Annotated in this window: 29 protein-coding genes; 28 read left to right on the forward strand and 1 reads right to left on the reverse strand. The window is 32.9% G+C overall.

From position 1 onward, the window contains the following. Positions 1–12: 12 nt before the first annotated feature. From flxA to GGR32_RS01290, 28 genes are all read left to right on the forward strand, one after another. Positions 13–1,530 (forward strand): flexirubin biosynthesis tyrosine ammonia-lyase FlxA, encoded by a 1,518-nt coding sequence (gene flxA / locus GGR32_RS01155; RefSeq protein WP_183475611.1) that lies wholly within the window; start codon positions 13–15, stop codon positions 1,528–1,530. A gap of 12 nt (positions 1,531–1,542) precedes the next feature. Then, on the forward strand, positions 1,543–2,655 hold the full coding sequence (locus GGR32_RS01160; protein ID WP_246415146.1) for a WG repeat-containing protein: 1,113 nt from the start codon (positions 1,543–1,545) through the stop codon (positions 2,653–2,655). A 14-nt stretch (positions 2,656–2,669) separates the two neighbouring features. Beyond that, the gene (gene flxB, locus GGR32_RS01165) at positions 2,670–3,401 is read left to right on the forward strand and encodes a flexirubin biosynthesis SDR family reductase FlxB (RefSeq protein WP_183475612.1); all 732 of its coding nucleotides are present in this window, start codon (positions 2,670–2,672) and stop codon (positions 3,399–3,401) included. 47 nt (positions 3,402–3,448) lie between these two features. Continuing rightward, complete coding sequence (locus tag GGR32_RS01170; protein ID WP_183475613.1) at positions 3,449–4,675, forward strand: beta-ketoacyl-[acyl-carrier-protein] synthase family protein; 1,227 nt, start codon at positions 3,449–3,451, stop codon at positions 4,673–4,675. 120 nt (positions 4,676–4,795) lie between these two features. Beyond that, a complete protein-coding gene (locus GGR32_RS01175; protein WP_183475614.1) occupies positions 4,796–5,047 on the forward strand; it encodes an acyl carrier protein in 252 nt (83 codons plus the stop codon). Then, positions 5,047–5,919, forward strand: coding sequence for a lysophospholipid acyltransferase family protein (locus tag GGR32_RS01180; RefSeq protein WP_183475615.1), 873 nt, complete (start codon positions 5,047–5,049; stop codon positions 5,917–5,919). The genes GGR32_RS01175 and GGR32_RS01180 overlap by 1 nt, the downstream gene beginning before the upstream one ends. 48 nt (positions 5,920–5,967) lie before the next feature. Further along, positions 5,968–6,876, forward strand: a complete 909-nt coding sequence (locus tag GGR32_RS01185) for a dialkylrecorsinol condensing enzyme DarA (protein WP_183475616.1) — start codon at positions 5,968–5,970, stop codon at positions 6,874–6,876. A gap of 8 nt (positions 6,877–6,884) precedes the next feature. Continuing rightward, on the forward strand, positions 6,885–8,018 hold the full coding sequence (gene darB, locus GGR32_RS01190) for a dialkylresorcinol biosynthesis protein DarB (protein WP_183475617.1): 1,134 nt from the start codon (positions 6,885–6,887) through the stop codon (positions 8,016–8,018). After that, positions 8,018–8,452 (forward strand): hotdog family protein, encoded by a 435-nt coding sequence (locus GGR32_RS01195; RefSeq protein ID WP_183475618.1) that lies wholly within the window; start codon positions 8,018–8,020, stop codon positions 8,450–8,452. Before darB ends, GGR32_RS01195 begins: the two co-directional genes overlap by 1 nt. Then, on the forward strand, positions 8,453–8,896 hold the full coding sequence (locus GGR32_RS01200) for a hotdog family protein (protein WP_183475619.1): 444 nt from the start codon (positions 8,453–8,455) through the stop codon (positions 8,894–8,896). 2 nt (positions 8,897–8,898) lie between these two features. Next, on the forward strand, positions 8,899–9,300 hold the full coding sequence (DarG, locus tag GGR32_RS01205; protein WP_183475620.1) for a flexirubin biosynthesis protein DarG: 402 nt from the start codon (positions 8,899–8,901) through the stop codon (positions 9,298–9,300). Next, entirely contained in the window at positions 9,300–10,295 is a 996-nt protein-coding gene (darH, locus tag GGR32_RS01210; protein ID WP_183475621.1) for a BtrH-related acyltransferase DarH, read from the forward strand. The genes DarG and darH overlap by 1 nt, the downstream gene beginning before the upstream one ends. Positions 10,296–10,311: 16 nt before the next feature. After that, positions 10,312–11,067, forward strand: coding sequence for an ABC transporter ATP-binding protein (locus tag GGR32_RS01215; RefSeq protein WP_183475925.1), 756 nt, complete (start codon positions 10,312–10,314; stop codon positions 11,065–11,067). Then, positions 11,057–12,334 (forward strand): ABC transporter permease, encoded by a 1,278-nt coding sequence (locus GGR32_RS01220; RefSeq protein ID WP_183475622.1) that lies wholly within the window; start codon positions 11,057–11,059, stop codon positions 12,332–12,334. Before GGR32_RS01215 ends, GGR32_RS01220 begins: the two co-directional genes overlap by 11 nt. Beyond that, positions 12,309–12,758, forward strand: a complete 450-nt coding sequence (locus GGR32_RS01225; protein WP_183475623.1) for an acyl-CoA thioesterase — start codon at positions 12,309–12,311, stop codon at positions 12,756–12,758. The genes GGR32_RS01220 and GGR32_RS01225 overlap by 26 nt, the downstream gene beginning before the upstream one ends. Then, positions 12,751–13,878: a beta-ketoacyl synthase N-terminal-like domain-containing protein gene (locus GGR32_RS01230; protein WP_183475624.1), complete on the forward strand. Its 1,128-nt coding sequence runs from the start codon at positions 12,751–12,753 to the stop codon at positions 13,876–13,878. The genes GGR32_RS01225 and GGR32_RS01230 overlap by 8 nt, the downstream gene beginning before the upstream one ends. 103 nt (positions 13,879–13,981) lie before the next feature. Next, positions 13,982–14,539, forward strand: coding sequence for a 3-oxoacyl-ACP synthase (locus GGR32_RS01235; protein WP_246415147.1), 558 nt, complete (start codon positions 13,982–13,984; stop codon positions 14,537–14,539). 1 nt (position 14,540) lies between these two features. Then, positions 14,541–14,798 (forward strand): phosphopantetheine-binding protein, encoded by a 258-nt coding sequence (locus tag GGR32_RS01240; protein ID WP_183475626.1) that lies wholly within the window; start codon positions 14,541–14,543, stop codon positions 14,796–14,798. 33 nt (positions 14,799–14,831) lie between these two features. Beyond that, positions 14,832–16,025 carry a beta-ketoacyl-[acyl-carrier-protein] synthase family protein gene (locus GGR32_RS01245; RefSeq protein ID WP_221403670.1) on the forward strand — a complete coding sequence of 398 codons (1,194 nt, stop codon included), beginning with the start codon at positions 14,832–14,834 and terminating at the stop codon, positions 16,023–16,025. 10 nt (positions 16,026–16,035) lie between these two features. Further along, positions 16,036–17,103, forward strand: coding sequence for a beta-ketoacyl synthase N-terminal-like domain-containing protein (locus tag GGR32_RS01250; protein ID WP_183475627.1), 1,068 nt, complete (start codon positions 16,036–16,038; stop codon positions 17,101–17,103). A gap of 5 nt (positions 17,104–17,108) precedes the next feature. Beyond that, complete coding sequence (locus GGR32_RS01255; RefSeq protein WP_183475628.1) at positions 17,109–17,597, forward strand: MepB family protein; 489 nt, start codon at positions 17,109–17,111, stop codon at positions 17,595–17,597. Between the two features lie 90 nt (positions 17,598–17,687). Continuing rightward, positions 17,688–18,347, forward strand: a complete 660-nt coding sequence (locus tag GGR32_RS01260) for a polysaccharide deacetylase family protein (protein WP_343066406.1) — start codon at positions 17,688–17,690, stop codon at positions 18,345–18,347. Next, entirely contained in the window at positions 18,340–18,981 is a 642-nt protein-coding gene (gene lolA2, locus GGR32_RS01265; protein ID WP_246415148.1) for a flexirubin biosynthesis/transport protein LolA2, read from the forward strand. Before GGR32_RS01260 ends, lolA2 begins: the two co-directional genes overlap by 8 nt. Then, complete coding sequence (gene lolB2, locus GGR32_RS01270; RefSeq protein ID WP_183475630.1) at positions 18,947–19,570, forward strand: flexirubin biosynthesis protein LolB2; 624 nt, start codon at positions 18,947–18,949, stop codon at positions 19,568–19,570. Before lolA2 ends, lolB2 begins: the two co-directional genes overlap by 35 nt. Positions 19,571–19,577: 7 nt before the next feature. Beyond that, positions 19,578–20,189: an outer membrane beta-barrel protein gene (locus tag GGR32_RS01275; RefSeq protein ID WP_183475631.1), complete on the forward strand. Its 612-nt coding sequence runs from the start codon at positions 19,578–19,580 to the stop codon at positions 20,187–20,189. Between the two features lie 3 nt (positions 20,190–20,192). Beyond that, the gene (locus tag GGR32_RS01280; protein WP_183475632.1) at positions 20,193–20,561 is read left to right on the forward strand and encodes an ApeI family dehydratase; all 369 of its coding nucleotides are present in this window, start codon (positions 20,193–20,195) and stop codon (positions 20,559–20,561) included. A gap of 54 nt (positions 20,562–20,615) precedes the next feature. Beyond that, on the forward strand, positions 20,616–21,080 hold the full coding sequence (locus GGR32_RS01285; protein WP_183475633.1) for a hypothetical protein: 465 nt from the start codon (positions 20,616–20,618) through the stop codon (positions 21,078–21,080). A 7-nt stretch (positions 21,081–21,087) separates the two neighbouring features. After that, positions 21,088–22,272: a DUF2062 domain-containing protein gene (locus tag GGR32_RS01290; protein ID WP_221403671.1), complete on the forward strand. Its 1,185-nt coding sequence runs from the start codon at positions 21,088–21,090 to the stop codon at positions 22,270–22,272. Positions 22,273–22,361: 89 nt separating this feature from the next. On the opposite strand, the gene GGR32_RS01295 is transcribed toward GGR32_RS01290, so the two are convergent. Beyond that, positions 22,362–22,559: a hypothetical protein gene (locus GGR32_RS01295; RefSeq protein ID WP_183475634.1), complete on the reverse strand. Its 198-nt coding sequence runs from the start codon at positions 22,557–22,559 to the stop codon at positions 22,362–22,364. Positions 22,560–22,727 lie beyond the last annotated feature (168 nt).

A 22,727-nucleotide genomic window follows, 5' to 3' on the forward strand; every position in this document is an offset into this window, starting at 1 on the left:
CCCAAGATATAGATGAAAAATTTAAATAATTATTTAAATATAACCGATTTTGAAGAAGTAATTTTCAAATCAGAAAAAATTTCAATCAGTGATGAGGTATATCAACGCGTAAATAAAAGTTATGCGTTTCTGAAAGATTTTGCTGCAGAAAAAATTATTTATGGCGTAAATACAGGTTTTGGGCCAATGGCTCAATATAAAATAGAGCAACAGCAGCAAATAGAACTGCAATATAACCTCATTAGAAGCCATGCTTCGGGTACAGGAGCCTATTTAACAAAACAGCAAGTTAAAGCGGCTATTTTAGCTCGGATAAATTCATTATCTTTAGGAAACTCTGGAGTGCATTATTCTTCGGTAGAATTAATGAAAGAGTTACTGAATAGAGATATTACACCACTTATTTTTGCTCATGGAGGCGTTGGAGCAAGTGGAGATTTAGTGCAATTGGCTCATTTAGCTTTGGTGCTTATCGGAGAAGGAGAGGTGTTTTATAAAGGCAAAAGGCAGCCTACAAAAACTGTTTTTGAGTTAGAAAAATTAAGCCCGATGAAGATTCATTTAAGGGAAGGAATTTCTATAATGAACGGAACTTCGGTAATGACAGGTATAGGGATTGTAAACCTGGTTAATGCAAAAAAACTAATCGATTGGAGCGTGAAGTTTTCTTGTGTTATTAATGAAATAGTTTCAGCTTACGACGATCATTTTTCTGCAGAGTTAAATCAAGTGAAATTGCATAATGGTCAACGCGAGATAGCTGGTAAGATGAGAAAGCATTTGGCGGATAGTAAACTTATTCGTAAACGCGATGAGTATTTATATACAGGAGAAAATCAAGAAAAAGTTTTTAAAGATAAAGTACAGGAATATTACTCTATACGCTGTGTTCCGCAGATTTTAGGCGCTGTTTTAGATACCGTTATAAATGCAGAAAATGTTTTAGAAAACGAGCTTAATTCTGCCAACGATAACCCGATAGTTGATACAGAAACAAAACAAGTATTTCATGGAGGTAATTTTCATGGAGATTACATTTCTTTAGAAATGGATAAACTGAAAATAGTAATCACCAGGTTGAGTATGCTTGCTGAACGCCAATTAAATTACTTGTTAAATTCTAAAATAAACGACATTTTTCCTCCATTTGTAAATTTAGGAACTTTGGGCTTTAACTTTGGGATGCAAGGAGCGCAATTTACAGCAACTTCTACCACTGCAGAAAATCAGACGTTATCTAACCCAATGTATGTACATAGTATTCCTAATAATAACGATAATCAGGATATTGTAAGCATGGGAACAAATAGCGCTTTGATTACGGCAAAAGTAATAGAAAATGCTTTTGAGGTATTAAGTATTCACTTAATAACCATTGTTCAAGCAATAGAATATTTAGAATGTCAAGATAAGGTTTCATCAGAAACTTTAAAAATTTATAAAGAAATTCGTAAGCTTGTTCCTGCATTTAAAGATGATGAGGTTTTATACCCATATATCCAGAAAGTAAAAGATTATTTAGCTAATTAACCAAAACTTTATATGATGAAAAAACTAATTTTATTTCTAACGCTTCTTATTGCTCACAGTAGTTTGGCTCAAGAATTGGCCTTGGTGAATGAAAACAAAAAATTCGGATACATAAATAAATCTGGAGAAGTTGTTTTGGAACCACAATATGATAAATCAGGTAATTTTAATAACGGATTAGCACCTGTTTTGGAAAATGGTAAATGGGGATTTATCAACCCAAAAGGCGAATGGGTAATTAAACCTAAATACGATAGGGTAAAAGATTTTAATTCGGGGATAGCCGTTGTACTTCATACCGAAGAGTGGTTCTACATAAACAAAAAAGGAGAGCGACTTACTTTTGCCGAAACCGAAAAGATTTTTGATTTTAATCAAGGAGTAGCTTTTATAAGAAACGCCAACAAAGTAGGGCTTATAAATCCATCGGGAGAGGTTGTTTTAAAACCTACTTACGATATAATCAAGCCTTTTGAAAACGGCTTTGCAAGAGTGAAAAAAGGAGATTTTTGGGGAGTAATTACTACCACAGGAAAAATTGTAGTTCCTGTAGAGTATCAATCTGTAGGAAACTACAACAAAGGAGTAGTGCAGGTAGAAAAAGATGGGGAATTTGGTGTTTTTACAAAAGGAAAATTTAAACCTGTTGAAGGCGTTGAGAAAATATGGGACTTCTCTGAAGGCTTAGCTTATGCAAAAAAAGAAAAGAAAATAGGTTTTATAAATGCGCAAGGAAATTGGGTGGTAGCGCCTATATATAAAAAAGCAAAAATGTTTAAAAACGGTTTAGCACCAGTTGTACTTAAAAAAAATTGGGGCTATATTAATAAGCAAGGAAAAGTAATTATTGATTTTAATTATAGAGACGCAGAGGTATTTAGTAACGATGAATTGGCTCCTGTGAAAATAGGGAAAACCTGGGGTTTTATCAATAAAAAAGCAGTATTGGTAATTCCTAACCTATATCAAATAACGGCAGGAAGTTTCAATTTTTTTAGTTCTTCACCCAAAGGTTTTATTAATGGTGTGGCTAGAGTTAAAAAAGATAACAAATGGGGCTTTATACGTACCGATGGTTCTGTAATAGGAAAATGGTATGATAATGCAGAATTATTCAGTAAATAAATTATAAATTAACTATGAAATACGCAATTGTTACTGGAGGTTCTAGAGGCATAGGAAGTGCGATTTGTAAAAAATTAGCTCAAGAAACCAATTATCACATACTTATTAATTACCAATCTAATAAAGAGGCAGCTTTAGCAACACTTAAAGAAGTAGAAGAAATAGGAGGAAAAGCCGAAATCATACAATTTAACGTAGCAGACCATAAGCAAGTAAACGAAGTTCTAACGCAATGGCAAGAAAAAAATCCAACAGCCATCGTGGAGGTAATAGTAAATAATGCTGGGATTACGCGCGACGGACTTTTTATGTGGATGCCACAACAAGATTGGAACGATGTGATTAACACAAGTTTAAACGGATTTTATAATGTTACCAACTTCTTTATCCAAAAATTACTTCGTAATAAATACGGCAGAATCATTAATATGGTATCTGTTTCTGGGGTAAAAGGAACACCAGGGCAAACCAACTATTCCGCTGCAAAAGGAGCCTTAGTAGCCGCTACAAAAGCACTTGCGCAGGAAGTCGCAAAACGAAATATTACAGTAAACGCCGTAGCTCCAGGATTTATAAAAACCGATATGACGAGTGATTTAGATGAAAAAGAACTAAAAAAACTTGTTCCAGCTAACCGTTTTGGCGAAGCTGAAGAAGTAGCAGAATTAGTAAACTTTTTAGCCTCTAAAAAAGCAGGATATATTACAGGTGAAATAATTAATATTAACGGAGGAATTTATTCTTAAATTGTAAGAGTAAAAAACCTTAATTATTTTGCATTAGATAAGTATTTATGAGTAAAAGAGTTGTTATTACAGGGATGGGAATTTATTCCTGCATTGGAACTTCCTTAGCGGAGGTAACACAATCTTTATATCAAGGGAAATCAGGAATTATTTTCGATACCGAGCGCAAAGCGTTTGGGTTTCGTTCTGCACTTACAGGAATGGTGCCTAAGCCCGATTTAAAACCCTTTCTAACACGAAGGCAACGCGTAAGTATAGGCGAAGAAACAGAATATGCCTATATGGCAACCATCCAAGCTTTAAAACAAGCCGGTATTAAAGGTGATTTTTTCGATACTAATGATGTTGGTATTTTATACGGAAACGACAGTGTATCAAAAGCCATTATCGATGCGGTAGATATTGTAAGAGAAAAAAAAGACACCACTTTGATAGGCTCTGGGGCTATCTTTAAATCTATGAATTCTACCGTAACCATGAATTTATCTACCATTTTTAAGCTTAAAGGAGTTAATATGACTATTAGTGCAGCTTGTGCTAGTGGATCACACTCGGTGGGCTTAGGATACTTTTTAATAAAAAGCGGATTCCAAGACATGATTATTTGCGGAGGAGCTCAAGAAATTAATAAGTATGCCATGGGAAGTTTTGATGGTTTAGGAGTTTTTTCTAATGATGAAGATACCCCAACAAAAGCTTCACGGCCATTTGATGCTTCAAGAAATGGGTTGATACCTAGTGGAGGAGGGGCAACACTGGTGTTAGAAAGTTATGAATCTGCAATAAACCGAGGTGCTACCATTTTAGCAGAAGTTGTAGGTTATGGTTTTTCTTCTAACGGAGGGCATATTTCTACCCCAAATGTAGAAGGTCCTGCAAAAGCGATGAAAAAAGCCTTAGAAAACGCACAAATAGATGCTAGTGAAATAGATTATATCAATGCACATGCAACCTCTACAGTATTAGGCGATAGCAATGAAGCTAAAGCTATTTATGAAATTTTTGGAACGAATCAAACCCCTGTAAGCTCTACAAAATCGATGACAGGGCACGAATGCTGGATGGCAGGAGCAAGCGAAATTATTTATACCATTTTAATGATGCAAAATAATTTTATAGCTCCAAATATAAACCTGAAAAATCCAGACGAAGATTCTGCTAAATTAAATTTAATCCGAGAAGCTCAAAAAACACAACTTAATACCGTTTTATCTAATTCCTTTGGTTTTGGCGGTACAAACTCTGCTGTAGTGCTAAAGAAATTTAAAGAGTAATTTTTTAAACGATTGTAAAACAGGAGTGTATAGGTTGTTTTTTAGAATAGTTTTAAACAATTTATGCACTTTGTTTATATGTTAAAAAAGGTTAACTTTGCCGTCCAAAAAAATATTAAAATGAGCAGAGAGGAGATCGTAAAAATTGTAAATGATTTTTTGATTGAAGAATTTGAGGCAGATGGTTCTATGATTCAAGAAGACGCAAACCTAAAGGAAACCTTAGATTTGGATAGCCTTGATTATGTAGATTTGGTCGTAGTCATTGAATCTAATTTTGGCGTGAAGCTAGGCGAAGCAGATTTTACAGGAATCTCTTCTTTTGGAGATTTTTATAACCTAATAGAGGCAAAAGTAAAACAAGAAGCCTAATGAGCCAATGGGACGGAAGGTCTGGAGGTAGTTTATTAGGCTACAGAATTTTTGTCTTTTTTATAAAAAAAGCAGGTGTAAAAACCGCTTATTTTATACTCTATTTTGTTGCTTTTTATTACCTTTTAACGGCATGGCAAAGCAATAAAGCTATCTATACTTATCTTTATAAACACCTTAAGTATTCTTCGTTTAAAGCTGGTGTTTTGGTGTACCAAAGTTACCTTATCTTTGGTAAAGTACTTATCGATAAAGTAGCTATCAATTCCGGACTTCGAAATAAATTTACCTATGAGTTTGATGGGATAGAAAACCTACAAAAACTTCTTGCAGATAAAAAAGGAGGGATTCTAATAAGTGCACATATAGGTAATTTTGAAGTAGCAGAAAAGTTTTTTGCAGAAATAGACTTCGATATGCAAATAAATTTGGTTACTACCGATTTAGAGCGTAATGAAATTAAAGAATATTTAGAAAGTATTTCAGAAAAATCATCTATTAAATACATTATTGTAAAAGACGATATGTCGCATATTTTCGATATTAACGCCGCATTGGCAAATAATGAACTAATTTGTTTTACTGGTGATAGGTATTTTGAGGGGGGAAAAACTTTCGAAGCCACTTTTCTGGGAGAAAAAGCAAAATTTCCTACTGGGCCATTTTTATTAGCATCGAGGTTAAAAGTCCCCGTTGTTTTTGTTTATGTAATGAAAGAAAAAAACCTTCATTACCATTTATACGCCCGAAAAGCAGAAGTAAAACATCGAGACGCACAAGCTTTGTTAGAAAACTATGTAGCAGATGTAGAAACAATGTTGCATAAATATCCGCTGCAATGGTTTAATTATTTCGATTTTTGGAAGAAGTAATAATGTTAACTACTACTTTTGTAACTTAGTTTGAAAATTTGGTGTGAAATGAAAAAAAAAGTATTACTTATATATTATTCACAATCTGGGCAGTTAAAAGAAATCACTCAACAGATTACCAAACCGTTGCATGAGGAAGACCAAGTTCAGGTAGATGTTTTAACGATAAAAATGGAAACCGATTTTCCTTTTCCGTGGACAAGTGAAGCTTTTTTTGATGTGTTTCCAGATACTTTTCTGCAAGAGCCTCACGCCATTAAACCTGTTTCAGAAACCATATTAAAACAAGAATATAACTTAATTCTTTTTGCATATCAGCCGTGGTATTTAAGTCCGTCAATTCCTGCAAATTCATTTTTAAAATCCAGTTACGCTCAGCAATTGTTTTCTAAAGGCGTGCCTGTAGTTAGCATTATAGGAAGCAGGAATATGTGGGCAATGGCACAAGAAAAAGTAAAACAGCTTTTAAAAGATTATGATACAACATTGGTAGGAAATATTGTTTTGGCAGATAGAAACCCAAACTTAATTAGTGCCTACACCATAGTAAAATGGATGTTTACAGGAGAAAAGCGCAAATTTGGGATATTTCCTAAACCAGGAATTTCTCAAGCAGAAATAAACGCTTCAGACAAATTTGGAGAAGTTATCCTAAAACATTTAAAAAGTAATAATTATAATAAACTTCAAACCGACTTATTAGAAAAAGGAGCAGTAGAAATTCCGCATTTTTTAATACAAATAGACAAAACTGCCAATAAAATGTTTACAAAATGGGCAAATGCTATTAAAAATAAAAAAGGAAAATCTAGAAAAAGATGGCTAAAAGGATTTTATTACTATCTTGTCATCGCAATTTGGATTTTATCTCCAATAGTAAATGTAATCTACTGGTTAATTTATCCTTTTAGGTACAAAAAAATTAAAAAAGAAACCACATATTTTAGAGGCGTTTAAAGAGATTTATGGTTGATGTATATATAACAGGAGCAGCTAAATTTTTACCCAATAAAGCTGTTGCAAATGATGAAATAGAACAAAAGTTAGGGCTGATTAATGGGAAGCTTTCTAGAGCTAAAAATATTATCCTTCGTAATAACAAAATAAAGCAACGTTATTATGCCTTGGATGATAAAGGGAATTCTACGCACTCTAACGCTGCAATTACCAAAATTGCTATCGAAAATTTACAAAATAAGCATTTTAACTTGCAGGAACTTCAAGTATTATCCTGTGGGACTTCTACACCAGATCAGCTATTGCCATCACATGCAGCAATGGTACATGGGTTATTAAAAAACCATTCGGTAGAATTAAACTCATCTTCAGGAGTATGTTGTGCAGGGATGAACTCATTAAAGTATGGATATTTATCTATAAAATCAGGAAATTCAGAAAACGCCGTTTGTACAGGCTCAGAAAAAGTATCTACTTGGTTGCAAGCCGACCGATTTAAACACGAAGCCGAAAATTTAAAAAAAATAGAGGAACAGCCAATTATTGCGTTTCAAAAAGATTTTTTACGCTGGATGTTATCAGACGGTGCCGGAGCTTTTCTATTGCAAAATAAACCCGCAGGAGAAGTCTCGTTAAAAATAGAATGGATGGATACCTATTCGTATGCGTACGAATTGGAGCCTTGTATGTATGCAGGCGGAGATAAACAATCCAACGGCGAGCTTAAACCCTGGAATGACTACAAAACCGAGGAATGGCTAGAGAAATCTGTACTGTCTATCAAACAGGATGTAAAGTTGCTCGATGAACATATATTAGAAAAAGGAGCTTTAAGCATGAAAGAAGCCCTTAAAAAACATCAAGTAAACCCTAAAGATATTACCTATTTTTTACCCCATGTATCTTCTGGCTATTTTGTAGATAAGCTACACGATAAGCTTTATGATTTTGAAATTGGCATTCCAAAGCAACATTGGTTTATGAATTTGCCTTATGTAGGCAATGTAGGTTCGGCCTCAATATATTTAATGCTTGAAGAACTTATGAATTCTGGAAAACTTAAAAAAGGAGATAAATTACTGCTTTCTGTTCCAGAAAGTGGAAGATTTTCATACGCATACGCATACTTAACTGTTGTTTAATGAAATATACATTTCCTATAACCGATAAAAAATTTGTAGAGACGCTAATTCCGCAAAAATATCCTTTTGCAATGGTTGATGGGTTAATCGCTTATTCTCCTACAGAAATTACCGCTTCTTTAGCCGTGTGTCCCGAAAATATTTTAGCAACTCATAAAGAGTTTTCGGCATCAGGGCTTATCGAGCACATGGCACAAACCGTGGCATTGCATACGGGTTTTGAATATCATATTGCAGAAAAACAAGCGCCAACGGGATATATAGGGTCTATAAAAACAGTCGAGGTAACCAAACTGCCAAAAACAGGAGAAACAATAGAGACAACAGCCGAAATTTTACAAGAATTTATGGGCGTTACTTTAGTAAATATAACGTCTAAAGTAAATAATGAAATTATTGCAAAAGCCCAAATGAAAACCGTTTTGGCAAAATAAATGAAAGCAATCTCGGCAATAGAAATACGAAATTTTTTACCACATCGAGCTCCAATGCTAATGGTAGATTTGATAACTAACATTAGTGAAGACTATGTAGAAACTACTTTTTGTATTCCAGAAGATTGTATTTTTATCGCTAAAAAACGCTTAGCTGAAGCAGGTTTAATAGAAAATGCTGCCCAAACTTGCGCAGCAATAGTTGCGCAAAATTATTTTACACCAGAAAAAACAGATGTAAAAGTAATAGGTTTTATAGGAGGAATTAAAAAATTAATAATAAAGGCTTTACCTTTGGCAAATCAAACTTTAGTATCTAAGGCAAAGCTGATCTCAAAAATGAATACGGAAGACTTTACTTTATGCCTGATAGCATGTGAGGTTTTTGCAGAAAATAAATTGCTTTTAGAAACACAAATGAACTTGTTTATAAAAGAACAATAGCCATGAAAGCAGAACAAGTACCACAAGACAAGAGCAGCTTATCAGACAAAGAACTAAAAGAGCTTTGTTATGCTGTTGATGATAAAGGAAACTACACCACTGCGCTTAGCTCAGGATGGGAGCCTAAATCGGTAGCTTTAAACGGTTCTATCCAACTTATTCAGCAACGAGTAGAAGAAGCAAAAAAGCTGGTTTTGGTAGGAAAAAAAAGTCCGATTGTATATTTTATGGAAAAAAACAAGATGGATTTATCTATTCTTGCAAGTTATGTTTCTCTATGGAAATGGCGAGTTAAAAGGCATACAAAACCAAAAGTATTTAAAAAACTATCTTCCAAAACACTACAGAAATATGCCGATGTATTTGAGATTTCTGTAGAAGAATTAAAAAATTTTAAAGGATAATGCAGGTAGAATTTAAACACCAGCAAGCTGCCCATTGTGAAAATGGGGTAGCATCTAATTTGTTAAAACATCAAGGTATAGAAATTAGCGAACCTATGGTTTTTGGTTTAGGTTCGGGTTTGTTCTTTGTTTATTTACCTTTTTTAAAAGTGAACTTTTCTCCAGCTTTTAGTTACCGACCTATGCCTGGGTGGATTTTTAAACGCATGGCAAAACTTTTAGGGATAAAGTTTAAACGGCAAAAATTTAATAGTCCAGAAAAAGCACAGCAAACCCTAGATAAAAACCTAACAGAAAATATCCCAACAGGTTTACAAGTAGGGGTTTATGGATTATCTTATTTCCCGGAAGAATATCGTTTTCATTTTAACGCTCATAACTTAGTAGTTTATGGAAAAGATGATAAACAATATCAAATAAGCGATCCTGTAATGCAGTTCCCAACAAGCTTAACGCATAAGGAATTAGAAAAAGTACGTTTTGCAAAAGGCGCTTTAGCACCTAAAGGACATTTATATTACCCTATCTATATCCCAGAAGAAATTAATTGGGAAAAAGCCATAAAAAAAGCCATAAAGAAAAATTGTAGAGATATGCTAGCTCCAGTTCCAATTATTGGCGTAAATGGTATGCGGATGGTAGCTAAAAACATAAAAAAGTGGCCTAAAAAAATAGGAGTTCCAAAAACCAATCATTATTTGGGGCAATTAATCCGTATGCAAGAAGAAATAGGTACAGGCGGCGGAGGCTTTAGGTTTATTTATGCAGCTTTTTTACAAGAATCGGCAGAAATCCTTAAGAACAATAAGCTAAAAGAACTTTCGGAAGAAATGACGCAAATAGGAGATATGTGGAGAGATTTTGCAGTCCAAATAGCGCGGGTATATAAAAAACGAAGTAATCAAGAAGATGTATACCAATACCTGTCTGATAAAATGCTTGAAATTGCAGATAGAGAAGAGGCTTTTTTTAAACAACTTAAAAAAGCAGTTTGATACATAAGTAATAATGATGAGCAAATCGGTAATAGAGATTAGTAACCTATATAAGCAATATCAGCATACAAATAATTTTGTAGTTAAAGATGTGAGCTTAGTTATTCCTGAAAAAGAAATTTTTGGACTTTTAGGGCCTAATGGAGCAGGAAAAACAACCTTAATTTCTATTCTTTGTGGCTTATTAAAACCTACTTCTGGCAATGTTGTTATTTTTGATAAACAATACAATAAACAGCAAAAAGAAATTCACCAACAAATAGGCGTAGTACCACAAGAGTATGCCTTATATCCAACGCTTACTGCACGCGAAAACATTATATATTTTGCGAGTATGTACGGACTAAAAGGAAAAGAATTACATCAAAAAGTAGATAAAGCACTAAAAAGATTAGGGCTATTAAATTTTGCCGATAAAAAAATAGTTACTTTTTCGGGAGGAATGAAACGTAGAATTAACCTTATAGTAGGAATGTTGCATACTCCTAAAATTTTATTTTTAGACGAACCCACCGTTGGGGTAGATGTGCATTCTAAAAATGTAATTATCGAATTTTTGAAGGAGCTTAATGAAAAAGGAACAACCATTGTTTATACCTCGCATCACCTTACCGAGGCAGAAAATTTTTGTACAGATATTGCCATCATTGATCATGGAGAAATCTTTGCTCACGACACTCCTAAAAATCTAATTAACGCTACAAAAAACGCCTCAAACCTTGAGGATGTTTTTATAGAATTAACAGGAAAACAGCTTCGAGATGATGTATAAAATAGGGCAATCGGTAAAAAAAGAAGTATTGCTTTTAGCAAGAGATTGGGGTGGCTTAGTTATTCTTTTTTTAATGCCCATTATATTGGTTATTACCGTAACGCTTATTCAAGATAGTTCTTTTAAATCTATTTCTACTAAGATAGAAATAGCTTTTGTAGATCATGATAAAGGAAAAATTTCAGAAACTATTGTTTCTAATTTAGCAAAAAGCGATGCCTTTGTTTTGATTTCAGAACGAGAAGGCAATTTAATTTCAGAGGAAGAATTGCAAAACTTAGTTTTTAAAGGAAAATATCAAATGGGAATTGTACTTCCTGAAAATTTGAGTACAGAACTAGAAAGCAAAGTAAACCAAAATGTAGAAAAGGCAATAAGCGCTTTTGGCTTTGGAGCAGAAGAAACCACGCCAAATGCAGTTACAACAACTAAAGAGATTAAGTTGTATTTTGACCCCGCGACGCATTTATCTTTTAAATCGGGGGTAAAAAACGCCATCGATAAAATTGTTACCCAAATAGAAAATCAATCTATTTATAATGCTTTTCAAGCACAATTCACAGAAGAAGATAATGCTTCGTTTTTCGATCAAGAGAGTCTAATTGTTTTTAAAGAAATTCTTCCTAATTTACCAGAAAATCAGGTAAAACCTACTTCAGTACAGCACAATGTTCCTGCCTGGACGCTTTTTGCTATGTTTTTTATTGTTGTTCCGCTTTCTATCAATATGGTAAAAGAAAAAAACCAAGGTACACACATACGCTTATTAACAAGTCCAGTATCGCCAATTGTATTTCTTACCGGCAAAATAATAACTTATTTGCTAATATGTTGGTTGCAGTTTTTGGTAATGTTAGCCATCGGGAAGTTTGTTTTTCCTTATTTCGGACTGCTTCCGTTAGTATTAACTAACTTTGGGTGGCTTAGCCTTATCGCTTTATTCTCGGGCTTAGCGGCCATTGGTTTTGGAATTTTATTAGGAACTTTTGCCAAAACGCAAGAGCAATCTGCTCCTTTTGGAGCTGTATCGGTAATTATTCTTGCGGCACTTGGCGGAATTTGGGTGCCTGTATTTGCAATGCCAGACGTTATGCAATGGTTTGCTAAAATTTCTCCTATGAATTGGGGCTTAGAAGCTTTTTATGACATACTTTTAAGACAAGGAAATTTTTGGGATATATTGCCGAATATAATTTTATTACTTTTGTTTTTTATAGCCACATTAAGCATTTCCGTTATTTATGATAAAAAGAAAAGAACCGTCTAAGCACTTAAAAACACTAACTTCTGTTTATCATTTCAGGGTACGCTTTAATGAAACTGATCCGCTTGGAATTGTTTGGCATGGCAATTACCTGATTTATTTTGAAGAAGGAAGAGAAGCATTTGGAAGAGAACATCAATTAACTTATTTAGATATCGAAAAAGAAGGTTATGTAGTACCAATTGTTAAATCGGAATGCGAGCATAAAGTATCATTAAAATATGGGGAATCTGCAAGTATAGAAACTAAACTTATCCCAACTCCTGCAGCTAAAATGATTTTTGAATATAAAATTTTTAACAGCAATAATAAGGAAGTATGTAAAGGAAAAACAACCCAAGTATTTTTAGATAAAGCAGGAAACCTTTCATTAAATAATCCTGAGTTTTATGAAAACTGGAAACAAAAAATGGGAATAAATGAGTAAGGAAGTATACATTACCAAAACCAACTGTATTACGCCTTTAGGGTTTGATGTGCAATCAAATTTTAAAGCAGTTTTAGAAAAAAAAACAGGGGTTTCATCAACCAATACGTATGCCCAATTTCCAGAAATATATTTAGCCGAAATTTTAGATGCAGAAATAGATAAACACTTTTCAAAACTCACCTCAGAGGGCACTTATACACGTTTAGAAAAATTAGCTATATTGGCTTTACAACCTGTATTAGAAGGAAAGCAAATTACCAATAAATCGGTATTAATTTTATCGAGCACCAAAGGAAACATTAAGCTACTACAAGAGAATACAGCCATTGCTGAAGCTAATTTGGGGAAATTAGCACAAAAAATAGCCAATTTTTTTGGATTTTCAACCCAACCAATTGTAGTGTCAAATGCATGTGTTTCGGGAGTTATGGCATTATCGGTAGCTAAGCGAATGTTGCAATTTTCAGAATATGAAGAAGCTTTTGTTGTGGCAGCAGACGAAGTTTCTGAGTTTGTGATTTCTGGATTTAATTCGTTTCAAGCTTTAAGCAATCAACTGTGCAAACCTTATGATAAAGATAGGAAAGGGATTAATCTAGGGGAGGCTGTAGCAGCAGCACATTTAACCTTAAAAAAAGAAACAGCATTAGTGAGAATAGCAGGCGATGCTTCTGTTAACGATGCAAATCATATTTCGGGACCATCTCGAACAGGAGAGGGGCTTTTTAGAAGTATAAAAGCCGCTTTAAACGAGGCTGAAATCCCATCAGAAGATATCGATTTTATTTCTTCTCACGGAACAGCCACTTTGTATAATGACGAAATGGAAGCCATCGCTTTTGGGCGTTCAAACCTTCTAGATAAACCACTTTTTAGCTTAAAAGCTAATTATGGGCACACTTTAGGAGCATCGGGATTGTTAGAAACGGTAATTAGTATCGAAGCACTGCAACAAAACACTATTCTACCTTCATTAGGCTATAAAGAAATGGGGGTTTCGCAACCTGTTACTATTTATACTTTACCTAAAGAAGTTAAAACTACGTATTTTCTAAAAACAGCTTCTGGTTTTGGCGGGTGCAATACCGCTATGGTATTTGAAAAGCTAATGAATTAAATCTTATAACAGGAAAAATAAACACACTAATAATAAATATTAGGCATTGAACAATAATTTTTACATAAAGTCGAGTGTTAGTATTAAAAAGCATAAAATTGTTTTGGATGAAACAGAAGTTTTTTCTTCTGCAACAGATGGTTTTACAGCCTTTTCTAAAGAAGCTTATAAAAATTTCGAGATAAATTACCCTAAATTTTTCAAGATGGATAACTTAAGCAAACTTGCTTTTTTGGGAGCAGATTTATTGCTAAAAAAGCAAGGATTAAATGCCACAGATAATGATATTGCTTTGATTTTAGCCAATAAATCATCCTCGTTAGACACAGATGCTACATACCAAGAAACCATTGCAGATAAGGAAAATTACTTTCCAAGTCCAGCGGTTTTTGTGTATACCTTACCCAATATATGTATAGGAGAAATAAGCATAAAACATAAATTGTATGCAGAAAATTCTTTCTTTATATTTGAAGATTTTAATCCGAAATTTTTAAAAGAATATTCAGAATTTTTAATACAATCAAAAAAAACAACACAGGTACTTTGGGGATGGGTAGAATATTTTAAGAAAGATTACCAAGCCACCATGTACTTAATCTCTAAAGAAGGGAAACAAGTACATAGTTTAGAAAATATAACAAAAATATACACACAATAATATGGATAACTTAAAGCTAGAACTTAAAACAAAAATTATAGAAACCTTAAACCTTGAAGACCTATCGGTAGAAGAAATTGCCGATAACGACCCGCTTTTTGGTGACGGTTTAGGGCTAGATTCTATAGATGCACTAGAGCTTATCGTGCTTATGGATAAAGATTATGGAATAAAGCTAACAGACCCTAAGGAAGGAAAAAGCATTTTTCAATCTATCCAAACCATGGCTACTTACATTGAACAAAACAGAACAAAATAAATTATTTTTAGATTCTGAAACGCCTATATACTTATGAAAATAGCGATTACAGGAATGGGAATTATTTCGGCTATTGGGAACACAGTAGCCGAAAATTTTGCTGCTTTAAAAAGTGGTAAAGCAGGAATTTCTAATTTAGAAAATATTTCCAATAGCGTTCATAAAGGCGTTTTAAAAGTAGGAGAAATAAAACTATCGGATAGCGCATTGGCAGCAATGCTAAAATTACCTGAAACCCATAACTTTTCAAGAACAAGCCTTTTAGGAGCTTATGCGGCAAAAAAAGCGGTAGAAAATGCCAATATTTCCGATATTAACGCGTACGCTACGGGATTAGTTTCTGCTACCAGTGTAGGCGGCATGGATAAAACCGAACAGTATTTCTATCAATACTTTGAAGACCCTAGCGTTAGAAAATTTATTACATCGCATGATGCTGGCGATGTTTCTCATAAAATAGCCGATGCACTAGGATTAAAAGGCATGGTAACCACCATAAGTACAGCTTGCTCATCGGCTGCTAATGCTATAATGATGGGCGCAAGATTAATAGCTTCTGGGCAATTAGATAGGGTTATTGTAGGCGGAACCGATGCGTTGAGTAAATTTACCATTAATGGGTTTAATACCTTGATGATTTTATCTGATACGTACAATACTCCTTTTGATGAAAACAGAAAAGGCCTAAACTTAGGGGAAGCAGCTGCTTACCTTGTTTTAGAATCAGATAAAGTTATAAAAGAAACAAATAAGGAAGTTTTGGCTTATCTTTCTGGCTACGGAAATGCTAATGATGCTTACCATCAAACAGCCTCATCAGCCAATGGAGAAGGTGCTTTTCTTGCAATGAAAAAAGCTTTACAAATGGCAAATATTTCTTCCTTTACAATAGATTATATCAATGTACATGGTACAGCAACCCCAAACAACGATTTATCTGAAGGTCATGCTTTGCAACGCGTTTTTGGGACAGCAGTACCGCATTTTAGCTCAACCAAGCCATATACAGGACACACATTAGCGGCAGCAGCGGCTATCGAAGCCGTTTATAGTATTTTAGCATTGCAACATAACCTTGTTTTTCCGAATTTAAATTTTAAAAATAAGATGGAAGAACTATACATACAGCCAACCACAGTACTTTTAGAAAAAGAACTAAATACGGTATTATCAAATTCGTTTGGTTTTGGCGGGAACTGTTCGGCTTTAATTTTTTCTAAACCTTAAAGGATTATAAATGAAAAATTGCTTTATCAATGGCCTGTCGGCAATAAGTACACAAGATACTTTTGAGTCAGATTTTGTAAATTCATTAAAGACTGTTAATCCAAACGAGAACATTTTACGGGCTACAGAGCCTAATTATAAAGCATTTATTCCGCCTGCAGCGATTAGGCGTATGGCAAAAGGTATAAAAATGGGGGTGGCAACTTCGGCAAAAGCTTTAGAAGAAGCAGGTTTAACCCAGGTAGAAGCAATTATTACAGGAACGGGAATGGGATGCTCGCAAGATTCTGAAAAATTCCTGAAAAACATACTCGATAATCATGAGCAGTTTTTAACGCCTACATCTTTTATTCAATCTACACATAATACCGTTGCGGCTCAAATAGCTTTACGATTGGCATGTAAAGGCTATAATTTTACTTATGTAAACGGGGCGGTTTCTTTTGAGTCGGCACTATTAGACGCTTGTATGCAAATAACCGCAGCCGATATAGCAAGTGTTTTAGTAGGAGGAATAGACGAGTATGCAGCGCATACTTTTTCGTTATATGAATTAGTAGGTTTTATTAAAGATAAAAAAAATGTGCCTTTTTCGGTATTAAACCCAACAACAAAAGGAACTGTTTTTTCGGAAGGAGCTACGTTTTTTGCATTAGAAAATACAAAAAATGCATCAACGTATGCAGAAGTTGTTGATATTCAGTTGAGAAATAAATTAACTTCAGCCGAGTTACCAACGTTTATCGCTTCTTTTCTAGAAAAAAACAACTTAGAAACTTCTGCTATAGATGTATTGATTGTAGGAAATAATGGCGATGTAGAATTTGATGGCTTTTATAAAGAAGCGATGCATGGTTTTAAAGATTCTATACATTTGTATTATAAACATTTAAGCGGAGAATATAATACAGCTTCTGCATTTGGATTGTGGGTGGCGGCAAACATACTTCGGCAACAAGAAATTCCTGAAATTTTAAGGATTAATGCAATAGAGAAAAAAGGGTACAGAAACATTGTATTGTATAATCAATATAGAGGTTTAGACCATAGTTTAGTGTTGTTAAAATCGGTGAATTAGTTTTTATGAATGCCAATTTAACTGAAATAAAACAAAAAATTTACGACCAATATTCTTATGATTTTTCTAATTATAAAGAGGAAGAAGAAAGTAAAGAATACGATGCTTGTACGTTTATACTAAACCATAAAATAGTTATTAGCAGAACGGCTAAAATTACTCCGAAAAAAATAGGACAATTTGTTACGTTTTGGAAACGTAACTTAGCAGGAGTAACTCTACCTTTTTGCACAAAGGATAATTTTGATTATTATGTTGTAAATACTCGTAAAGATAATAAATTGGGGCAGTTTGTTTTTCCAAAATCTGTTTTGGTAGCAAAAGGAATTATTACTACCGAAAATAAAGAAGGTAAACGAGGCTTTAGAGTATATCCAAGTTGGGATATTCCTAATAATAAACAGGCGCAACGCACGCAAAAATGGCAATTAGATTTTTTTTATGCACTAAATGATCCTAATACCCAAGAGAAGGTAAAAAAACTATACCGCTAAGATTTGAGACCACATAAAATCATAACTGTAATTTCTTTATTGTTCTTCGTAATACTTTTGTTACTATCGCAATATAAGTATGTTATATGGGTGGGTTTACTGTGGTTAGGTTTTACAGCTTGGGGAGCTTTTGATATTCGTTTAGGTTATTTTATTTCGGTTATTTATAAAAAGAAGACTAAATGTAAAAAAATAGCCATTACTTTTGACGATGGTCCTACAGAATATACCCCAGAAGTATTAGCATTATTAAAGCAATACAATGCTAAAGCTACTTTTTTTTGTATAGGAAAACAATTAGAAAAACACCCTGTATATGCAAAACAAATTATTGCACAAGGACATCAATTAGGAAATCATTCCTATTCACATACTTCTAAATTTGGTTTTTTTTCAGCAAAACAAATAGAAGAAGAGCTTAAAAAAACCACTGCTATTATAGAAAAAATTTCAGGAAATAAAAATTATTATTTTAGACCTCCATTTGGAGTTACCAATCCGCATATAGCACAGGCCGTAAAAAAAACAGGACTTAAAGTAATCGGTTGGAATATTCGCTCACTTGACACTGTAATTGAAGATGAAACAAAAATTTTAAATCGTATTGTAAAAAAAATTAAACCAGGAGGAATAATCTTGTTACACGATACATCGGAAAAAACAGTTAGGGTATTGGAACAATTATTGCCTATCTTACAAGAACAAAAATATCAACTACAAGATCTCGATAAATTTTTAGCAGATGATTAAAATACAACAAGTACTTTTTTGTGTGACATTGTTTTTTACAATGCAACTAAGTACACTAGCGCAAGAAGAAAAACTATCTTCTACCGAAATGGAAGATTTTAAAAGAAAGGTGATTAAACATTCAAGCGGTATTAAAAGCTTAAAAACCAACTTTGTACAATACAAGCATCTTGGTTTTCTTTCTAAAGATATAGAAACGTCTGGAAATATGGTTTTTAAAGCTCCTTATTTGTTGCATTGGCAATATACCAACCCATATCAATACAGTATAATTTTTAAGGATGGAAAAATTCATATTAACGATCAAGGAGATAAATCAAGTTTTGATGCCTCGAGTAATAAAATGTTTGAAAAAATAAATAAACTTATTGTGGGAAGCGTAAGTGGTAATATGTTTGATGAAAATGAATTTTCCATAAGCTATTATAAAAATAAAACGCATTACATTGCTAAATTTGTTCCAAAATCTGAAGACTTAAAACAAGTTATTAATGAGATTGAAATGTATTTTCCGTTAACAAAGTTATTGGTAGCTCAGGTAAAATTAAATGAATCTTCGGGCGATTACACTAAAATTGTTTTTAAAAATCAGCAGCTTAATGCAAAAATTAGCACATCAGATTTTACTAATTAGTATTCTATTTGTTTTTACGGCTTGTGGCACTTATCAGCCCAAAAATGTTGTGTTAACAACAACTAAAAGTAAAAATTATATAAATCCATATTTTTCTGACATAACCCAAGACTATGTGTATAAAACATCTATTGAGGTTTTTGGGAATAAGTTAGGAGGGGTTTTTGTTATAAAAAAAATAGACAATCAAAAGCATCGTGTTGTTTTAACAACCAATTTTGGGAATAAACTGATTGATTTTGAGGTGAGTCCTACAGCTTTTACAGTAAATTTTATTATAGAAGCTTTAGAAAATAAACGATTATTAAAAATTTTAGAGACCGATTTTAGGTTGCTATTATATCCTTCATATTTGGTAGATAAAACCTTTACAGGGGAAAATCAAGTGGTTTATGCTGGGAAACAAAATAAAGGAACTGTATTTTTGCACATAAATAAAACGAAGAATTTTTTATATAAACTTAGTTTTACAAAAAAATCAAAAGAAAAGATTACATTTGAATTTGAGGAAGAAAAAGATACGTTTGTAGGTAAATTGATAATTTCACATCATAACCTTCCTATTCTTATAAAAATGATAAAAATATAACCTTCTAATGAAAAAAATAATTCTATTAATTGCTTTACTAGCCATGGGAATATCGGCAACACAAGCACAAGTTTCCTTTAAACCAGGTATTAGAGCGGGAGCTAACTTTTCTAAAATCACACAAACAAATTCAGATTTTAAAACCGATTTTTATGTAGGCGTTTTGGGAGAATTAAACTTAGGTCGTTTTTACACCATGCAACCCGAGATTAATTATACTAGGCAAGGCGCTTCCAATATCTCTATGCAATATTATGATTATAAAGCACAAGTAAATGTATATGAAAAAAGAAACCTAACAATTTCATACGTTTCACTAAGTTTGATAAATAAACTAAACCTACCTAGCGGATTTAATTTTCATATAGGACCAACTATAGATATTGAAACAGATGCCAATAGATATTCTAACTCAGAAGTAGATTTAGCTTTTGTTTTTGGTTTAGGGTATAGCGTTACTAATAATTTAACTTTCGAAGCGCGGATTAAAAAAGGCATTATAGATGTATTTGAGTCCGATTATTTCTATCATAATCACTATGATGATTATAGCGATTATAATACCAACCTTTTGTTCCAAATAGGCTTATCTTACACCTTCGATCTAAATAAACAGTAGTACATGTTGTTGCAAAATTTCTATAAAATAAACACATTAGACAAAATAACCGATGCATCTTATTCGGTTAGTATAAACCTTAATGCAAAGCACGAAATTTTTAAAGGACACTTTCCTGGAAACCCTGTTACACCAGGAGTAGGAATGATGCAAATAATAAAAGAGCTAACAGAACAAATAGTAGGGGAGGAACTGTTTCTTACAAAAGCAGTTAATGTAAAGTTTATGGCGCTGATTAATCCAGAGGAAACACCAGAACTTAAATTAATTTTAGATTTAGTACAAACTAAAGATGAAGTAAAGGTTAAAAACACTACATTTTTTGGCGATACTATCGCATTAAAACTTACCAATACGTATAAAGTTTTATAACATATTTACCCTTTATTAGTTTATTTGAAAATTAAATATTTTTAAAAAGTAATCATGTTACAGCTGAAAACTCTTAGTCTATTATTTATTGTTTTTTTATCAAGTACTAACCTCTCCGAGATACGTAGCTTATATGTAGAATTAACAACATCTAAAGCAAAACAAAAGGCTTTTGTAGCTTATATGCAAAAAACCGATACTGCCACACCTATATTACAAGCGTATAAAGGCGCTTCATATATCTTACAATCCAAAACTACTTCTGAAAGAAAACTTAGAAAACAGTTTTTTATGAAAGGTGCTAAACTTATAGATAATGCAGCTGTAAAAGAACCAGGTAATATAGAAATACGTTTAATACGTTTAAGTATTCAAGAAAATATCCCTAAAGCATTAGGATATAATGCCAATATTTTAGATGATGTAGCACAAATACGCGAAGGGCTAAAAAACATAACCGATGCCGAGCTAAAACAATATATAGCCCGATATATAAAACAATCAAAATCTTTTAAATAACTAATCTTTGATTGATTCTCAATTACAACAAGATATAAAAAGCCTCAACGTAGTTGTTATTGTACCAACATACAATAACGCAAAAACATTAAAAAGAGTGCTAGATGGTGTATTACAATACACAAACGCTGTAATTGTTGTTAATGATGGCTCTACCGATGCAACTTCAGAAATTTTAGAAGAATACAAAACAATACAAAAAATACATTTTCCTAAAAATTACGGAAAAGGAAAAGCACTGATTGAAGGCTTTAAAAAAGCAAGAGTACAAGGTTATGACTATGCCATTAGCATAGATTCTGATGGGCAACATTACCCAGAAGATATTTTGAACTTTATTAATGCCTTAAAACAAGAAAAAGAACCTGTTCTACTTATCGGAAACAGAAACATGAACCAAGAAGGAATTCCGAAAAAAAGTAGTTTTGGAAATAGGTTTTCTAATTTTTGGTTTTGGTTTGAAACAGGAATAAAACTCGCAGATACCCAATCAGGATACCGATTATACCCGTTAAAGCAGTTGCCTAAAACCTTTTATACAAGAAAATTTGAATTTGAAATAGAGGTTATTGTAAGAGCATCTTGGCGAGGTGTAAAGGTGAAAAACATACCGGTAAAAGTACTCTATGATATGGATGAGCGTGTTTCTCATTTTCGTCCGTTTAAAGATTTTGTACGCATCAGCATATTAAATACCGTATTGGTGTGTGTAACGTTTCTATATATTATCCCTAGAAATTTTTTAAGAAATTTCAAAAAAAAAAGTTTTAAGCAATTTATAGCTGAAGATTTTTTAGGAAGTAAGGATTCTAAACATGTTAAAGCACTTTCTATAGCTTTAGGTGTTTTTATGGGAATTTTGCCTGTATGGGGTTTTCAAACCTTTTTAACCATGTTTTTTGCGGTTTTGTTTAAGTGGAATAAAGTACTGGCCTTTACGTTTTCTAACATTAGTATCCCTCCTATGATTCCTTTTATTATTTGGCTATCCCTTAAGGTAGGAGCGTGGGTGGCTCCAGGCTTATCTACCTTTAGTTTTCAAGAAGATATTAATTTTGAAATGGTTCAGGACCACTTTCTCCAATACCTTATTGGCGGAGTAATTTTAGCCACTTGCATGGCGCTTATTTTTGGAGTAACAAGTTTTTTTATTTTAACGTTAACTGAAAAAAAGACAGTTGCCAAAATATAAAAAACACGCTAATACGAATAAAAAATGTAAAAGCGTGTTTTGCTAAGATAATTTGGTTGGTTACAAAAACTATCTCAAAAGAAATTTTCTTATTCTTTTTCGTTTTCTGTATTGTTGCTATCAGAGTTAACAAAGTTATCTTGCTGATTTTCGTCTTCGTCTACTTTCTTTCCTGAGTTGATCATAGATAATAGAGCAACTACCAAAGCAACACAAACTAAAGCGAAAATAATAATCATAAAAGTACCATTATTATAATCGAAAAGAGGGAGGTTTTGCAGTATCATATCGGTATGATTTTATTATTTAAAATACGAAATAAGTGAAGTTTTTTGTTTATAAAAATGATAATTATCATTAAATACTATTTTTTTATAGTTCAATTAAAAGAAAATAAATAAGTAGAATTATAACTACTAAAAATTTATTTCATTTTCGTTTAATTTAAAGAAACC

The organism is Mesonia hippocampi (assembly GCF_014197445.1).
In the GTDB taxonomy this organism is placed as follows: domain Bacteria; phylum Bacteroidota; class Bacteroidia; order Flavobacteriales; family Flavobacteriaceae; genus Mesonia; species Mesonia hippocampi.

Bases quoted from the DNA above. Each gene is read 5' to 3' on its own strand.
- darB (WP_183475617.1), top strand. From the start codon at position 6,885: ATGGTTGATGTATATATAACAGGAGCAGCTAAATTTTTACCCAATAAA.
- GGR32_RS01240 (WP_183475626.1), top strand. From the start codon at position 14,541: ATGGATAACTTAAAGCTAGAACTTAAAACAAAAATTATAGAAACCTTA.
- GGR32_RS01180 (WP_183475615.1), top strand. From the start codon at position 5,047: ATGAGCCAATGGGACGGAAGGTCTGGAGGTAGTTTATTAGGCTACAGA.
- GGR32_RS01225 (WP_183475623.1), top strand. From the start codon at position 12,309: ATGATAAAAAGAAAAGAACCGTCTAAGCACTTAAAAACACTAACTTCT.
- GGR32_RS01250 (WP_183475627.1), top strand. From the start codon at position 16,036: ATGAAAAATTGCTTTATCAATGGCCTGTCGGCAATAAGTACACAAGAT.
- GGR32_RS01285 (WP_183475633.1), top strand. From the start codon at position 20,616: ATGTTACAGCTGAAAACTCTTAGTCTATTATTTATTGTTTTTTTATCA.
- GGR32_RS01230 (WP_183475624.1), top strand. From the start codon at position 12,751: ATGAGTAAGGAAGTATACATTACCAAAACCAACTGTATTACGCCTTTA.
- GGR32_RS01255 (WP_183475628.1), top strand. From the start codon at position 17,109: ATGAATGCCAATTTAACTGAAATAAAACAAAAAATTTACGACCAATAT.
- DarG (WP_183475620.1), top strand. From the start codon at position 8,899: ATGAAAGCAGAACAAGTACCACAAGACAAGAGCAGCTTATCAGACAAA.
- GGR32_RS01295 (WP_183475634.1), bottom strand. From the start codon at position 22,559: ATGATACTGCAAAACCTCCCTCTTTTCGATTATAATAATGGTACTTTT.
- GGR32_RS01275 (WP_183475631.1), top strand. From the start codon at position 19,578: ATGAAAAAAATAATTCTATTAATTGCTTTACTAGCCATGGGAATATCG.
- GGR32_RS01220 (WP_183475622.1), top strand. From the start codon at position 11,057: ATGATGTATAAAATAGGGCAATCGGTAAAAAAAGAAGTATTGCTTTTA.
- GGR32_RS01185 (WP_183475616.1), top strand. From the start codon at position 5,968: ATGAAAAAAAAAGTATTACTTATATATTATTCACAATCTGGGCAGTTA.
- GGR32_RS01245 (WP_221403670.1), top strand. From the start codon at position 14,832: ATGAAAATAGCGATTACAGGAATGGGAATTATTTCGGCTATTGGGAAC.
- GGR32_RS01215 (WP_183475925.1), top strand. From the start codon at position 10,312: ATGAGCAAATCGGTAATAGAGATTAGTAACCTATATAAGCAATATCAG.
- GGR32_RS01160 (WP_246415146.1), top strand. From the start codon at position 1,543: ATGATGAAAAAACTAATTTTATTTCTAACGCTTCTTATTGCTCACAGT.
- GGR32_RS01195 (WP_183475618.1), top strand. From the start codon at position 8,018: ATGAAATATACATTTCCTATAACCGATAAAAAATTTGTAGAGACGCTA.
- lolB2 (WP_183475630.1), top strand. From the start codon at position 18,947: ATGCAAAAATTAGCACATCAGATTTTACTAATTAGTATTCTATTTGTT.
- GGR32_RS01280 (WP_183475632.1), top strand. From the start codon at position 20,193: ATGTTGTTGCAAAATTTCTATAAAATAAACACATTAGACAAAATAACC.
- GGR32_RS01200 (WP_183475619.1), top strand. From the start codon at position 8,453: ATGAAAGCAATCTCGGCAATAGAAATACGAAATTTTTTACCACATCGA.
- GGR32_RS01170 (WP_183475613.1), top strand. From the start codon at position 3,449: ATGAGTAAAAGAGTTGTTATTACAGGGATGGGAATTTATTCCTGCATT.
- lolA2 (WP_246415148.1), top strand. From the start codon at position 18,340: ATGATTAAAATACAACAAGTACTTTTTTGTGTGACATTGTTTTTTACA.
- flxA (WP_183475611.1), top strand. From the start codon at position 13: ATGAAAAATTTAAATAATTATTTAAATATAACCGATTTTGAAGAAGTA.
- flxB (WP_183475612.1), top strand. From the start codon at position 2,670: ATGAAATACGCAATTGTTACTGGAGGTTCTAGAGGCATAGGAAGTGCG.
- GGR32_RS01175 (WP_183475614.1), top strand. From the start codon at position 4,796: ATGAGCAGAGAGGAGATCGTAAAAATTGTAAATGATTTTTTGATTGAA.
- darH (WP_183475621.1), top strand. From the start codon at position 9,300: ATGCAGGTAGAATTTAAACACCAGCAAGCTGCCCATTGTGAAAATGGG.